Source organism: Pseudomonas sp. B35(2017) (assembly GCF_002113645.1).
GTDB lineage: Bacteria > Pseudomonadota > Gammaproteobacteria > Pseudomonadales > Pseudomonadaceae > Aquipseudomonas > Aquipseudomonas ekonensis.
The window spans coordinates 458,863-473,776 of record NZ_NEIZ01000003.1; the positions used below are offsets into that span (position 1 = coordinate 458,863).

Here is a 14,914-nt window from a genome sequence, read left to right on the forward strand (position 1 = left end):
GATGTTTTCGACGCCTAATGACCTGTCCGGCCCGTCGAATCATATGGGGCGGAATCCTTGAATCGATTGCCCCCTCCAGTTCGCCAGGAAACGGAGCGCCGGTAAATCCAGTGGGAGTAGGTACTATGCCGAACAGCAATTTTTCAACATCCCAGCCTGGTATGTTGTCCAGTTCATACACCCATCCACCTACGTCTGCCCAGCACATCGCCCCCTGGCCCAGTTTTTCACTCACCATCAGAAAGGATGTTGTCCCTCGGAATCGACTGCCATAGCCTTTGCTTGCATGCCATAGGAGGTCGATGCAGGAGCCTTTGATAGGCAACCCTTGTGTGAACGCGACCTCGGGGAGCAGATCTGAGATGCCGTAATACTGCTGGGTACCCAGCGGAGCTGGTGGTTCAAGTACCCCGTTGGGCAATCTCGCCCTCAATCCCATCATTGGCTGGGAACTACCGCAGTAGCAAGCGTCTCCGCTGCACAGCAACATTCCATGGTTAGCCTTCACCATCCTGCAATCGCCTCCTCGCTATGAGCTTTCATCTGGCATTGATTGACCTGTCCGGGTAGAACGGCCCTCGTGAAAGGGCCGCCTGCTATCAGGACTTGCCGAGGTACTCGCGTACCTTGCTCGCGTACGTGCCCACCGCAGCAACAGCTTGCTTCAGCTGTGCCTCGGTGCAGCCGAGCGCGGAAGTCCAGTTGCGGACTTCGAACGGGTCATTGACGTCGATGCGTTTGGCATCTTCAGGATGGGTGATGTGTTTGTTATCCGACATGGAAAACCTCAACGTGGTACTGCGTGGTGGCGATGTGCCGTAGGTATTGATAGGGGCAGTATTGGGCTTTTCAACCCTGTTTGGATCCATTTTTAATGGTTGTCGGAAGGCTTTGGAGTGTGGGCTTCAAGGGGGGGGGTAGCTATCGACCGGTGCTAGCGCACCGAACCACGAGCCTGCCGCCTCTGACGGCTGCAGATGTCCGGTTGCTGGATACCGAAATCACCCGCAGAGTGGTTGCTTGGCGCGGCTATATGGAGGTGGCTGTGGCCGTTTACTCATATGGCATCACCTTCCCCTGGACGTTGCATTGACGGGTGGCATTTAACCCGTCATTCAATGGGCTGGGGGCTCTGTGCTTCTTGCTGCTGGGGGCTTAGGCTGATCCTCTAGGCATTTATTCGTAGTGCCGCTGAGAGGCCTCGCGACGCTGTAGGAAGTGACATATCTGACGCGTTGACCAGCGCCTCGGATAGCGCTCTTAAAGCTTCGGTCTGATGGGTATTTGGAAGCGTCTATTGCGGTCAGGTGATCGCGTCGCGCTCCTGGTCGTGTGGGGGCAGGGGTCACCAGCCCGCGTAATGGCTCAAGAGTTGACCCCAGGTCGTCAGCGCCTGACCGTCTCTTCTGAGGATTTGCAGCGCCTTCGCAGCAGGAATTTTGGTCGGGCATCCCCCGATCAGGAAGCACTTGTCCAGCCCCGGGTGATAAAGATGTATCAGGGTCAGAACCATGATCTGCTGGACGGGCTCCATCGATCTGTACGACTTGCGCATTGCCTTCATCAAAGAGGGTATTGGTACTGATTGCTGGTAGTCGAATCCCTGTGGGCGCATGGTGAAATGACGGCCTTGTGAGCCATAGGGGGCAACCTGGATGAAGCAACTTTCCAGTTGGTACTCATCGACGATCCGCCACGCGGTATTTCCAAAAACTTCGCCTCGCAAGTCTGACGATGGGTAGATAGGCGGCTCGGCACCACAGACCATGGCTAGGGCAGTGTATTCAACTCCGTCCATGCATGGCGTTTTATCGACCAAGTCGATAAGTGCATAGTTAGGGATGCGACCTGCTGCAAAGATGGGGTCAATAGCTGCATAGGCAGTTATGGCAGCCGGGGTCTGAGAGTGATGAATGTAGCATGAGCTTGCCGTTTGAATGTCGGTGAATGCCCACGTGTTAGTGGGGGTTTTATAAACGCCAAGTTCACGTAGCAATGAAAAGGCGTCAGTCACATACTGGTTTGGTGTGCGCATCTATAAATCCCATCTTGCTGGTGTTGAGGGTGTGTCTGAAGTGGAGCTCCTTGATGGTCATCTTGTTCTGTCTGAATAATTCGAAAGTGTTTCATGGCGTGGTCATGTGTCGGTGAAGGCCTACTCAATTAAGTTCAGGAGTTTGGAGGTGTCAAGAATTTTTTATTTTGGTGTCTTGGTGTGATGTATGGGCAATGTATGAGGTAATGGGTTTAATTGGGTTTTTGCAATATTTGGAAAGCCGCGTTTTTGCCAGGAGATAGATGATTATTCCGTTTATTGATTTGTTTGGTTGGGCAGGAAGTTGGTATTTTTTTTGGGGGGTTAAGGGGAGTAAAATATTATATTAAACAGGTGGTTGGCTCGCATCAGGGGTCAATTAATTGTTAAAGGATTGTGATGAATGCTCGCAAAGTCTTAGGAGCGCGTTGAGGCGGTTATGCCCACGAGGTGCACTGCGGAATGGGATATCTATCGTTCCACGTGCCATGAGTCGTCCAGGTGGAGAACGATGTGTCGAAACGGACGTGGATGAGCAATGATGTCGTAGATGAGTAAGCGTCAGACGAACTCACCTACCCGATCCCAACCATGAAGGCGATGGTGTCCACCTAAGAAACGTGGACACCCGAGTCTGCCTGCACATGCTCCAGCAGGGTTCTGCTGAGACGCTGGCTAACCGCATCCTCCCGTTGCATGTGCTTCGGCCCCGGCCATATCCTAGCCCGACGTTCGGCAACAGACATGGAGCGCGGCCATGGAAGACAGAGAACAATGGTTTACGTTATTGGCCCAGCAGGACTGGGAGGCGATTGGCAAGCTCCTTTATCAGAAGAAGAGGGCCAAGGTGCAAGACCCCTATCTGGCTCAAATGACCGGCTTCTTTGAGACCGAGTTCTTCTCCTTCGCTGAGCCACTGCCACCTGCTGAGCGCTCCAGACAATTCGAGTCCACCAACCTGCTCATTGAGCTGAATCAGCATGGCTTCAGCCAGGGCTTTGTGGATCGATTTGTTGATGAGCGGCTTAAGCTGATGGTAGAGACCAAGCACTTAGCGCTGCTGAGCTACGCCCAGTCTCATCAGCACCGTCCACTGGCTAAGGAGATCATCCAGTCCTTCATGCAGGCTAAGCCAGAGGCGGTTGCGGCGAGCATGCGAGAAAACATGACTGTCCGTGCCACGGAAGTGGTGCCCGGAAAGCCAAAGACCATCCGGCTGTTCAAATCGAAGCAGGAAGAGAACTTTTACGAGGCGGTACGGCGGGTTTTCCCAACTTATCACCCGTACCCCAATGTGGCACTGAGCTGCGTACTGGATTATCCAGCGATCAAAGATCAGTTGTCAGAAAAGGCCAGGTCGTACTTTTTCCGAGGCATCGTCGACAGCGTTGTGTTCGACGTGGGCAGTGGCTACCAGCCGAAGTACTTCATCGAGCTGGATAGTAGCTTCCATGATGATCCACAGGCGCAAGCCAATGACCAGTTGAAGGACGCCATCTTCCGCGCAGCGAACACCAAGCTCATACGCATCCGGCCTCTGGATGCCATGGCCGCGTCAGTCGAGGAGTTCGAGCGACTGGTGCGTGAGCTGATGCGTCAACTCTGACTGCCTGGCGCAACGGTTCTGTACTGGCCTCCGGGCAGAGGCTGAAATGTCGCCCTTGGCGGAGCAATATGCCAGTGGACAGTAGCGCTCAATCAGCGAGGCGTTTCGAACTTGGGGGCTTCAGGCAGCAGCCTTTCGAGCAGGTCGTTCACGATGTTGAGCGCCCCCTGCTTCTTCAGTTTCGTCCAGTGCTCCCCCTTGATGCTTTGCATTGCCTCAGCTCGTTCGGACTTTGTCCGTTCCAGGAAGGGGAGCAGGGCGGCTTGCTTTGGCCTGCCCCTGCCCATTCGTGCAAATAGTTTACGGGCGGCTCAGCGGTTTAATGCGCACCACGTTGTCGATTTGGCGTAAACGAGTTTCCAATTTCTCCCATGCACGAAGCAACATAAGCTCCCGCCCCAGGGCCGCTTTGTACTTGTCCTCAAAGGATTCTGCTTCAGCTTTGGCTTTTGTAGCCTTGGCCTTGGCTTCACGGATCTTCAGGGCGCCAGGAAGGCTTTGCTCCTCCTGCTCCTTGGCGCGCTGTTTGACCTCGCGAATCAGCGCAGCGTACACGGGGCGCTGTTTTTTGATACTTCCGGCGCTCTTACCTGCTTCCATGGCCACTGCATTGAGAGTGATCTTCGTGCCTGGTGGAACCACTTCGCTCTTACCAGCCACAAGACGATTGAGGGCAGCGTAATAGGGCATCAGGGTGCTCGATTCTTCAGGGCTGTCCGGCATTGGTGACTCCTTTGAAATCCAGTGATGGCTACAGTGGTGATTGTGGTCATGTAGGAGCCCTTGCCAGTGCGGCTTGTTTGAGAGGCATCAGAGGATCTGCTATTGGCGCGGGTTGCACCTGATGCCCGTCATACCACCGATAAACTGGCTTGGATCGATAATGCAGCTCTATCCCTTGGCGATAATCCGGTCTCGTATCTCAATGAAATCAGCCAGGTTTTGCTGCTCTGCTCGGTACTCTATGCTTTCGGGATCAAGCTCCTCAAGGTCGAACTTCATGATGTTGATGGTTTCATTCATGACGGATTCCTTGGCTACTAATGCTGAGCACCCTGGGCATGTCTTGAAATTGCCGTGAGCCCGCTTGTCACAAGGATCTGACGAGGTGCAAATTCCGAGAGGGCTTTCCGTGTAAGCCCTGAGTCCAAGCTTTGCCAGGCGCTGCGATTCCTCCTCGGTTTCATTCAACCAGACAGAGTCATTACGTTCCTTCATGAGCTGACGGCCTCGGGCGCCGTAAAGGCGCTCGGATGACTTGTAGACATCGCGAATGTACATGGCCCCATCGGCTTCCTGCTTGGCTTTGCGAAGCTCTTTGGCTAGTTCAGGATTGATCAAGGCAAAATAGTAGTTCTTCGCTGAGCACCCTTTAGTGTAGTACTGGGACATGACTTTGGTTAGGTGAGTCAGAAGACGCTTCAACGAAGGCAGGGTGATTAACCCGCTTTGAGCCGCGAATACTGCCATTGAGCGTCGAAACTGATGACTGGATGCGAGCCACGGTTTTCCGATCTGGTACTTCTTGTCGTTCCGCCAGTCTCGTAGCGGCTCGATCGTCTCAAGTTCTAAAATGTCCTCGTTTGTTATGAGGATAGGATCCAGACGGAATTCAAGGTTCCGTTTTTTAAAGTGCCCGGCCTTGGAGCCTTTTCTGCCATTGCTGATAGGGTGTATGGAGGTGGTCAGAAAGAGTGAGTCCTTGTGAGGGGAGAAGGGGGATAGAATAGAATTGATTTTAGTGAGTACCTCGATGGGTTTCAAAATGGCATCTGTTGTGATCCACTTTGTTGGCTTGGGTTTGCTGTGCAGCTTTGTACTGATGCCGACTACATAAAGTCCTTTTTTATTCCATCCTTCAACCGGCTCTAAGCAATCTTTGCACAGCCCTGTCACTTCATGATCGCGCATCAAGGTGAAAAGGTGAATGAGGTTTTTTGCGCAATGTGCAGCTAGTGAAAGGAAGCTCAGAAGCGAAGGGGCGCTGACCAGATTGTAACGCTGGCATAGTTCGGTCAAGTTTAAATCTGTAATCGCTTGCTCGAAGGTGATTGGGTTCTGCATGTGCGCGACTTTTTGAGCTTGAGTGCTTGGGCGACTTAATTCTCTGTAGTGGGTGTTTTCGTCTTTGGCATAATAGGGGTCTTCTTCTGAACGACGCAAAAAAATCTCGATCTTGTAATGGTTTTGGATGTAGTCGTTCAAGCAAGTGGTGTACTGATTGTGTTTTGCAAGCAGGATCCGGCTCGGGATGATAGGGGTTTGTTGACCCTCTTTGCGGGAGGCTCGTGCGATTTTTTGCATGTAGGGAAAGATTTTTCCATCCAGCTTGAATCCCCGCTGGCTGCTATCAAGTTGGTTAAGCATTCTGACCAATGCTACAAGGTCTCGGTTCAAGGTTTGGGGTATGGACTGCTGAAATTCCTTGAATGCTGCAAATGATGAAAAGACGAGTTCAGCGTGTATGTTTGCTCGTGAGCAGTACTGGCAAACCTTCTCCAGTAATTGCCTTGTCTTATGCATTGTGACGAGGCGAAGGGGAAGCCCGGTTTTGTTGTTCGGCGCAAACATCCGGGTGATGAAAATTTTCTTGCACATTAGAGTATTGGCTACGGAGTGCGTGTTAGGGGTGTAGAACGGCGAGAAATTGAAATAAGGGTTGTCGCCCACGTGGAAAGCGAAATCAGCCAGTTTCCACTCATCGTCAGCAAGCAAGGTAACACCATGTTCATCCCTGGAAATCACTGTCTCCGCGCTAAGTCGGCGAAAATCCATGCCGTAATAAATGCTGGTGTGAAGGTCTTTCGCTTGGCGCAAGCTATTGGATTGGGTATCGCTGTTAGACTTGCTCATTGGATCACCTTGGTTCTGATGAGTCGGCTATAGAGTCGTTCCCAATACTCGGTAAGCTGAAAGTTCTCAGAAATCTCCTGTGTGATTCGCTCAATTAGCGCTTTGGCCTCAGGTCGGAACTGGACGAGTTCAGCCATGATCGCGTCGATACGAAGAATCGCATTGCCATGGACAGCGTGAAACTGATGCACATCGGTGCAGGCGTTTAAATATTCCGAAGTGACCCAGCGCATACTCAGCACCTTACGGATTGACTTCTCGTCAGCATGCAGACGGAACTTGCTGCAGAAGACGCATCCTATGAAGTTTTTGCAGTTTGGCTGGTAGGCCTCCGGAGGCTCTATGGTCTTTTCGGGTTCTCCACCAGCGCAACCTGATGCTGGGGTAGGCAGGGCATAATGGCTTTCAAAGATCTCACGCGCGAGTGTCATAACCTCCGTGATCTCATCGATGGCGCTTTTTTCTTCTGCGGCAGCATAATGCTTGAGGACAGTTTTACCGCTTGTCTGCATGAGGGCCGAGACTACTTCTACCGGATGGCCAGTGCTGAGCAAGTAAACGGACTTGTACTTACGCAGCTTCTGATATCCCAGTCCAGAAAATGCTGGTTCAAGAAAGCTCCTGATTTTACCGTTTGCGAAGTGTATGCATGAGGATTTGATAGGGATTGGTTTGGCCGCGTCCTTAGTGATATTTATGAAGAGGTAGGGGTGAGGCAGACCATTGGTGAGGTACTCGCGAAGTTCCAAGAATTTTTTGAAGTCTTTCAGAAATATCTTTTGAATCTCAAAGTACTGCTCCATGCCGCCCGCACGTTGCTTGATAACGACAAAGCCGGCATTTTCACTGTTTTCTACTGTATAGTCATTCGACCACACGAGTTCGCGCAATGGTGCTTCATTCATCCCAGTATTGGCTACAAAATGAGAAATGAATGCTTCTTGAGCCAAGGCGGCTAGCCAGATCCGCTTTCGGTGGCGAAGGTTAAAGTTTGCATCTTCCAGCTCGCGTAACGCTTCGTGCCTCTGCCTGATTAAGTGACGTTCTGTCTGTGATGACCTTGCCTTGCACTCTTCTAGGGAGTTAACCCTCCCGTCGCGGTAATTCCAAAAGTTATGATTGCCGACTTTTGCTGTCTGATGAACTGCCGAAGTGGTGATCGCATACTCTGCTGGAAGGAGAGTGGCTTCGGTGTCCATGTAAGGAATACGGTGCGGAAACGCCCGCCCTTTGAGCACGAAGTCTGTTAAGCCGTCGAATAGATACTGGTAGGGAGTGAGATGGGCGGCCATTTCCGCCATTGAGGGTGTTTCAGTTGTCTCCTTATTGAGACTGCTGTGAGAGATGATGGGCAGGTCAGTGAGGAAATTAAGGGGAGAGCCTGGGAAAATAACGTAGGCGCTTTTGATCGCCTGACTCTGAAGGCGATTGGCCGTAAAGGTGCCTATACCTGTGGTGCTCAGAACTTGCGATTGCAGGTGGATAGAGAAACCGTCCAAGGCAGCTTTGTAGGCTTCTGCGTTGGCTAGGAAGCCCGAGTGGTGATTGGCATCACACCAGTCGCTGAAACTCACAAACTCGGTCGCGTTGGTATAAAAGGTATACCCACTGCCGATGTGTCGGTTGCCCGTTTCTGCGGACCATGCACGTACAGCGCGTGCACGTTCAGGGCAGAGAGATGACTCATCTACCGGTTTTGGGATCTTTCGGCTGTCGGCGTCGCGAACGCCATAGCAGAGAGAACCGATACTGATTTGTCGGTCACTGGTGCAGCGAATTACAAGGCGTTCAATCGCGCAAGTGGAGATGACAGTTTGGTACTGGTCATTCGTCAGTGCCTCCAGGTTGAGGAGGTGGACGGTTTGCTCGGCGCTGTTCATTTTTCGTCATTTCCGTTCGGACGAGGCTTTCGAGATGAACTTCGAAGCCTGATTGTGCTTGGGCCAGGCGTGGATGATCCTGGTAGTATTTGAGGTAGCGCATAGTCACGTTTATATCCTCTTGGTTTAATCTATTTTTCAAGGTGTCTAAAAGTTCGAGCTGGTTCATCTTGCCGTTCTCCACTTCACTGCTGTTGTCTTCGATAAGGTTCATGCCAAAAGTGGCTCTTAGATCATGAAGGTGGTAGTTGAATCTTTTGTTCTCACGCTTCACTATCTCTATGACTTTCTTGCAGAAGTGACGTAATGCTGAGCCTTTTTCGGTACTGAAGTCGAATAAATGCTCGTCTGCCTTAGCCACGTAATAGGGTTTTCCTGTGCGAGTCAGGAAAATATATTGCTGAGAATCTTCGGTGATTGGGGACTTGGCAGCGCGTTGTTTGTGCCTGTCGGAATTGATATAAACGTGCAGCATATGGTGAACCCATGCGGGCATCATGATCACTTGCTCTTTGCTGTTTTTGGCCTCGACCTGGCTATCTTCGAAGGCTACGTTAATTCCGTACAATGCATATTTTTCGGAATCATCTTCATCCCCCACCCCTTGGGTGATGGAATCGTAGCGTAGTGTAAGGTTGGTCTGAATTCGCATGCCGGTTGTCAGGCTGACAATGTGCACTAACAGCATTTCTGGGTTTCCGAGTTCAAACAGCGCCTGCATCAAGCGATCTTGGTTTTCACGAGACATGGGACGCAGTTTCCCACCATCAACGATGTACTTGCCTAACGGTATGGATTTGCTTGTTTTGAAGGTCAGGTCAGTTGAAATGACTTCTTTTATGTGGGTATTCCCATGCCTGTCAGTGTATGGGATCTGCCGAGTCGTACTTATCCACATCGGCTGCTTCGGCTTGAAATGCCGAGTGGTGGTAAGCCAGCGATACAGTCCTTGGACACTGTAAATTTTACGATTGCAATACCCCTTGCTGCGAGCACCGCTCATGATTTGGCTTTTGAGTGTCGCCCTGTATCGGTATGTGGGGCGGAGGGATTGGGGGCCGTCAAAGTTCAGGAAGTCCAAGCCGCTGTCATCCATTTTGTTCATGAAGTCAGCGAGGTCACCCGCAGCGTTCTCTGCAGAGGATTTGCTCATGCCCTGTTCTGTAACTGACTCGAATAGATAGAGGCTCCCTTCCTGCCACAACGCACCATCAGGGCGCAGGATTACGTATAGATGAGGGGCGTACTCGTCGGAAAGGGGGATTGGCCTGGTGGGATAGGGATCGGCCTGGCCTTCATCAGCATCGGATGCAGCCATCCAGTCAAAAGCCTCTTCGGGCTTACAGGGCTCCCAAAGCCTGACGTTCTTGAGGGCTACCTTGCGGTAGCGGGGAGGATCTTCGGAATTCTGGGGGCTCTGGGCTGGCATGGCAGGCTCCTACAGAAGAGGTGTCTGTCCATTGAAGTCCAGCTCCGGGGTAACGTCAAATGACCGGAGTTCACACGTAGTTCTGCACCTTGACCGTGTGCAGGGTGATGTCCACCACATCGCCGTCGGCGCCGACCTGGGGCATTTCGATCCAGTCGCCGACCCGCAGCATGTCGTTGCTGGTCAGTTGCACGCTGGCCACGAACGACAGCAGGGTGTCCTTGTAGACCAACAGGATCACCGCCGACATCGCACCCAGGCCGGACAGCAGCAACAGCGGCGAACGGTCGATCAGGGTGGCGACGATGATGATCGCGCCGAACACGTACAAGACCATTTTCGCCAGTTGCACATAGCCCTTGATCGAGCGGGTGCGGGCGTGTTCGGTGCGCGCGTAGATGTCCAGCAGCGCGTTGAGCAGGGCGCTGACCGCCAGCATCAGGAACAGGATGGTGAACGCCAGGGCGACGTTGCCCAGGAACACCGTCGCGGCCTTGCTCAGTTCCGGTACCAGGTGCAGGCCGAACTGGATCACCAGCGACGGTGTCATCTGGGCCAGGCGCTGGAACACCTTGTTGTGGCGGAAATCGTTGATCCAGTGCAGCGCCGGCTGGCGCCCGAGCATGCGGCTGGCGTGCAGGATCAGGTAGCGCGCCACCCGGCCGAGCACCAGAGCGATCACCAGCAGCAGCACCAGGGCCAGGCCGGCGTGCAGGATCGGGTGCTGTTCGAGGGTGCCGAAGAGGTCTTGGGCGTTGAGCCAGAGCTGTTTGAAATCCATGGGTGGGGCGATTCTTCTGTGGGACGCGAGGGACGATTAGAGCATTCAAGACGCTGTGTATTACCGTTGGAGACAAATCAGGCAACAAAAAAGCCACTGTTTGCCACCGTTTGTACAAAGAAACTCGGCCTGAGCGCTCGAAACCGGTAACCTATGCAGCTGTTTTTTGCCCATCTTCGAGGTCGCCCCCGTGTTTTCCCAATTCGCCCTGCACGAACGTTTGCTCAAAGCCGTGGACGAGCTGAAATTTGTCGAGCCAACGCCTGTGCAAGCCGCGGCCATTCCGCTGGCGCTCCAGGGGCGTGACCTGCGGGTGACGGCGCAGACCGGCAGCGGCAAGACCGCCGCGTTCGTCCTGCCGATCCTCAACCGCCTGATCGGCCCGGCCAAGATCCGTGTCAGCATCAAGACCGTGATCCTGCTGCCGACCCGCGAACTGGCCCAGCAGACGCTGAAGGAAGTCGAGCGCTTCTCGCAGTTCACCTTCATCAAGTCCGGCCTGATCACCGGCGGCGAAGACTTCAAGGTGCAGGCCGCGATGCTGCGCAAGGTGCCGGACATCCTGATCGGCACCCCGGGTCGCCTGATCGAGCACCTGAACGCCGGCAACCTGGACCTCAAGGAAATCGAAGTGCTGGTGTTGGACGAGGCCGACCGCATGCTCGACATGGGCTTTGCCGACGACGTGCAGCGCCTGGTCAACGAATGCCCCGAGCAGCGCCAGACCCTGCTGTTCTCCGCCACCACCGGCGGTTCGGGCCTGCGCGAGATGGTCGCCAAGGTGCTGAAGAACCCTGAGCACCTGCAGCTCAACGCGGTCAGCCAACTGAACGAAACCACCCGTCAGCAGATCATCACCGCCGACCACAACCAGCATAAAGAGCAGATCGTCAACTGGCTGCTGGCAAACGAGACCTACGCCAAGGCCATCATCTTCACCAACACCCGGGTCATGGCCGACCGCATCTACGGCCGCCTCGTCGCCCAAGACTACAAAGCGTTCGTGCTGCACGGCGAGAAGGACCAGAAGGACCGCAAACTGGCGATCGACCGCCTCAAGCAGGGCAGCGTCAAGATCCTGGTGGCCACCGACGTGGCGGCCCGTGGCCTGGACGTCGACGGCCTGGACCTGGTGATCAACTTCGACATGCCGCGCAGCGGCGACGAATACGTGCACCGCATCGGCCGCACCGGCCGCGCCGGCGCCGAAGGCCTGGCGATCTCGATGATCTGCCACGGCGACTGGAACCTGATGTCGAGCATCGAGCGCTACCTCAAGCAGAGCTTCGAGCGCCGCACCATCAAGGAAGTCAAAGGCACCTACGCAGGTCCGAAAAAGGTCAAGGCGTCGGGCAAGGCCGCCGGCACCAAGAAGAAAAAGACCGACGGCAAGGGCGACAAGAAAAAAGCCGCCGCCAAGGCGCCGAACAAGCGCAAGACCGTCAACCGGCCGAAGTCGGATTCGCTGGTGAGCAGCGACGGTCTGGCCCCGCTCAAGCGCCGCAAGCCAGCGCCTGCGGCTGAGTGAGCCACCGCGCACAGCCAACGAAAAACCCGGACAGCGTCCGGGTTTTTTTATGCCCGCCGCGGGTCAGCCTCCCAACAGCCCGGTGGTGTCCGCATCATAGTGCTGCCGCGCCTGATCGGCCGCGGGCTTGAGCCGCGCCAGCAGGGCGGCGGCGTCGTACACCTGGGCGGTCGCCAGGGTTTTGGGCGTCGGCGCGATCGGGATCAGCACGTCCTCACCGCTGCCGTGCAGCCAGATCGCCACAACGCTCAGGGCCGACACGAACAGCACCCGCAGTTCGACGGTCTTGCCCTGCAACTGCGCAGACTGCTCCGCCAGTTTCAACGCATCGACCGTGGCGGCCGCCAGGTTGCCGTGGTTCAGCGACGCGAACTCGACATGGCCGCGCACGTCGGCCAACTGCGCATCGGCAATCGATACGCCATCGGCGAACACCAGGTAATGCCAGTTGCCGATCCTGGCGTCCTTCAGTCCCTTGCCTTGGCTCAGGTCTTCCAGGCTCAGCGAGTAGCCGCGATAGGCCTCGCTGAGGCTGATCCGGCCCGCCGCGGCATTGGCGAACTGGCGGTTGACGCCGAAACCCTGGGTCTGCAACGCGGCCTGCAAGGCCGGGCGCAGGGTCTGCACGCCGTTGGAAGGCGCTTTCGGATAAGTCAGTTGCATGTCGAGGCCCTCCTAGTTTTTGGCCGTGAAGTAAGTGTGGGTCCAGTTGCCGCCGCCGTTGTAGGAACCGGGGAACGTGTTCAGCGCGCGGGTCGAGTAGCCGTAGATGGAATCCGCGACCAGCACATAGTTGCCGTTGGTGCCGTAGATCGTCAGGAAATGCGCACCGCCGCCGTACCAGGCGCAGCGCAGGCACACGGGACGGCCCATGTTGATCTGGTTCTGGATGGCCGCCATCTGCAGCGAGCCCTGGTTCATGCCGTTGTAGCTGCGGGTGATCCGCAGTGCCGTGTCCAGGTAGCCGTAGATGTTGCACGGCCCCGGCTGGTTGCAGCAGTTGCGGTCCAGCGCGGTGCTGGCCACGGCGCACTGGGTCCAGGAACCGGTGCCGTAGTAGTTGCCGACCGACGCGGACGCGGCGGCCCAGCACCAGTTGGTCTGGGTCTGCTGCTGCACGGTGAAGTTCAGGCTGGCGGCGAGCGGTGCCGCGAGGGCCGCCGCTTCGACCTCCTCCAGCTGCGGGTCGAGCAGACGGCCGGCCAGGCACCTTGGCAGTGCGTCGGCGTGGCGTGATGGGGTTTCTGTGTTCAACATCGTTCAATCCTCCATGAGTGAAGACAAGCCTCCGGCTTGCGTAGGCGTTGCGTTGTCGCAGAGCCCTCCGGCGCACGAGAGGTGCCATGTCTGATGGCAGGTTCCGGTGACGGGCTCAACGTAACCATAGGATGGATATGCGTTAATGCAAGAAAATAATTGCATTGATGCAAATTCGAGGGCTGCGGACGACGACCGGCTGCCGTGTCCGAAGGGGCGCGAGGTGTTTGCAGGCGACGACGGCGGGTCAGCCCTCAGCCTTTTTCTCGGCGGTGTTCAGTTCCTTCAGGCGTTGATCGATCAACTGGCACTTGTCCGGCAGGTCGGCGCTGGCGGTGCCCAGGTCCATCTTCTGCAACTCGTCGTTGATTTCCTTGGCCTTGGCCGGGTTCTGTTCGGTGAGGCGGGTGACTTGGCGGGCCAGCTCTTCGCGTTTGGCGGTGGCTTCTTCAGGGGTGCAGGCCCAGGCGGGCAGGGCGCAGGCGAGGGTGGCGGCGAGGGTCAGTTTGAGCAGGGTTTTCATCGGTCAGGCCTCACGTGGCGGTCAAGGCGGGTTAACCGGTTGAGGCGCCGTCGATGCTGAAAGTTCATTCGCATCGGCCGCCGATTGACCGTCATCGGGGCTTCACCTAGCATGCGCCACTATTTTGATATCTTTCGCGATCCAAAGGACTGCACATGCTGCATAGAGTCGTCACGGCAGGGCTGCTGCTGGCGCTGATCGGTTGCACCAACATCAAGGTCGAGCCGGTCGCGCCTCAATACAAGATCACGAAACTGTGCATCGAAGAGAACCCGCAAGTGGTGGTGGGCGATTTCGTCGCCGGGATGCAGAACCTGCTGCGCCGCCATTCGATCGACAGTCAGCTCTACGCCGCGCCCGTTCCGGCCAGTTGCGAATACCGCATGAGCTACACCGCGATCCGTTCGTGGGACTTGTCCATGTACCTGTCGGATGCCAGCGTCCGGCTCTACAAGGGCGACCAACAGATCGGCTTTGCCCATTACTACCTGACCAATCAAGGCGGTTTCGACCTGTCGAAACTCGCCACCGTGGAAGAAAAGATGGGGCCGGTGCTCAATCAACTGCTGGGGCAAAACCAATGAACGGCTTCATCAAAGGACTTTCGGCACTGCTGCTGATGACGGTGTTGACCGCTTGCGGCCACAACAAACCTTCAAAGCCTTATTTCGACCCGCCCCCGCCGCCCCAAGGCAAGGCGCTGGTCTACATGATGCGCACCCAGGTCCTGCAAGGCAGCCTGTACGACAGCGTGTTCAGCATCAACGACAGCGCCGTCGTCGCCCTCAACGACCGCAACTACTCCTGGGTATACGTGAGCCCGGGCCTGCACAAGGTTTCTGCCGGCCAGCAACCGAACCCACGCAATGTGCGCCTGACCTTGCCGGTCGAAGCGGGCAAGGAGTACTTCGTCGAATACACGCAAGAGCGCTCGATGGAATTCATCCGGGTGCGCAAGGCTGAAGAAGGCAAAGCCATGGTGCGTGGTTATGGGTATTTGCCGGTCGAGTGATGCGGCGGCT

The 14,914-nt window shown here is 55.5% G+C and carries 13 protein-coding genes and 1 pseudogene; 4 read left to right on the plus strand and 10 right to left on the minus strand.

Features of this window, described 5'->3' with window-relative positions:
• Positions 1-599: 599 nt before the first annotated feature.
• Together CAG41_RS08805 and CAG41_RS08810 are read right to left on the minus strand one after the other, a co-directional pair.
• A complete protein-coding gene (locus tag CAG41_RS08805) occupies positions 600-779 on the minus strand; it encodes a DUF3606 domain-containing protein (protein ID WP_085706881.1) in 180 nt (59 codons plus the stop codon).
• A gap of 566 nt (positions 780-1,345) precedes the next feature.
• Positions 1,346-2,035 (minus strand): hypothetical protein, encoded by a 690-nt coding sequence (locus CAG41_RS08810; protein WP_085706882.1) that lies wholly within the window; start codon positions 2,033-2,035, stop codon positions 1,346-1,348.
• Positions 2,036-2,792: 757 nt separating this feature from the next.
• Here CAG41_RS08810 and CAG41_RS08815 point away from each other — a divergent pair.
• Positions 2,793-3,641, plus strand: a complete 849-nt coding sequence (locus tag CAG41_RS08815) for a DUF2726 domain-containing protein (protein WP_085706883.1) — start codon at positions 2,793-2,795, stop codon at positions 3,639-3,641.
• A gap of 300 nt (positions 3,642-3,941) precedes the next feature.
• Here CAG41_RS08815 and CAG41_RS08820 read toward each other — a convergent pair whose 3' ends face one another.
• From CAG41_RS08820 to CAG41_RS08840, 5 genes and pseudogenes are all read right to left on the minus strand, one after another.
• The gene (locus CAG41_RS08820; RefSeq protein WP_085706884.1) at positions 3,942-4,364 is read right to left on the minus strand and encodes a hypothetical protein; all 423 of its coding nucleotides are present in this window, start codon (positions 4,362-4,364) and stop codon (positions 3,942-3,944) included.
• A 168-nt stretch (positions 4,365-4,532) separates the two neighbouring features.
• A complete protein-coding gene (locus CAG41_RS08825; RefSeq protein WP_085706885.1) occupies positions 4,533-6,494 on the minus strand; it encodes an integrase in 1,962 nt (653 codons plus the stop codon).
• On the minus strand, positions 6,491-8,374 hold the full coding sequence (locus CAG41_RS08830) for an integrase (RefSeq protein WP_085706886.1): 1,884 nt from the start codon (positions 8,372-8,374) through the stop codon (positions 6,491-6,493). The genes CAG41_RS08825 and CAG41_RS08830 overlap by 4 nt, the downstream gene beginning before the upstream one ends.
• The gene (locus tag CAG41_RS08835; protein WP_085706887.1) at positions 8,319-9,803 is read right to left on the minus strand and encodes a site-specific integrase; all 1,485 of its coding nucleotides are present in this window, start codon (positions 9,801-9,803) and stop codon (positions 8,319-8,321) included. Before CAG41_RS08835 ends, CAG41_RS08830 begins: the two co-directional genes overlap by 56 nt.
• Before the next feature lie 76 nt (positions 9,804-9,879).
• Positions 9,880-10,584 (minus strand): annotated as a pseudogene (locus tag CAG41_RS08840) (mechanosensitive ion channel family protein); the annotation flags it as partial.
• Positions 10,585-10,774: 190 nt separating this feature from the next.
• Here CAG41_RS08840 and CAG41_RS08845 point away from each other — a divergent pair.
• Positions 10,775-12,112, plus strand: coding sequence for a DEAD/DEAH box helicase (locus CAG41_RS08845; protein ID WP_085706898.1), 1,338 nt, complete (start codon positions 10,775-10,777; stop codon positions 12,110-12,112).
• Positions 12,113-12,175: 63 nt separating this feature from the next.
• Here the strand turns inward: CAG41_RS08845 and CAG41_RS08850 are convergent, their stop codons facing one another.
• The 3 genes from CAG41_RS08850 to CAG41_RS08860 form a co-directional block, all read right to left on the minus strand.
• On the minus strand, positions 12,176-12,775 hold the full coding sequence (locus CAG41_RS08850; RefSeq protein ID WP_085633065.1) for a hypothetical protein: 600 nt from the start codon (positions 12,773-12,775) through the stop codon (positions 12,176-12,178).
• A gap of 12 nt (positions 12,776-12,787) precedes the next feature.
• Positions 12,788-13,369, minus strand: a complete 582-nt coding sequence (locus tag CAG41_RS08855) for a C39 family peptidase (RefSeq protein ID WP_085584993.1) — start codon at positions 13,367-13,369, stop codon at positions 12,788-12,790.
• A 247-nt stretch (positions 13,370-13,616) separates the two neighbouring features.
• Complete coding sequence (locus CAG41_RS08860) at positions 13,617-13,892, minus strand: hypothetical protein (protein WP_085584991.1); 276 nt, start codon at positions 13,890-13,892, stop codon at positions 13,617-13,619.
• 155 nt (positions 13,893-14,047) lie between these two features.
• On the opposite strand from CAG41_RS08860, the gene CAG41_RS08865 reads away from it, so the two are divergent.
• Positions 14,048-14,476 carry an Sbal_3080 family lipoprotein gene (locus tag CAG41_RS08865; protein WP_085706889.1) on the plus strand — a complete coding sequence of 143 codons (429 nt, stop codon included), beginning with the start codon at positions 14,048-14,050 and terminating at the stop codon, positions 14,474-14,476.
• Positions 14,473-14,904 carry a DUF2846 domain-containing protein gene (locus CAG41_RS08870; RefSeq protein ID WP_256576716.1) on the plus strand — a complete coding sequence of 144 codons (432 nt, stop codon included), beginning with the start codon at positions 14,473-14,475 and terminating at the stop codon, positions 14,902-14,904. Before CAG41_RS08865 ends, CAG41_RS08870 begins: the two co-directional genes overlap by 4 nt.
• Positions 14,905-14,914: the final 10 nt, after the last annotated feature.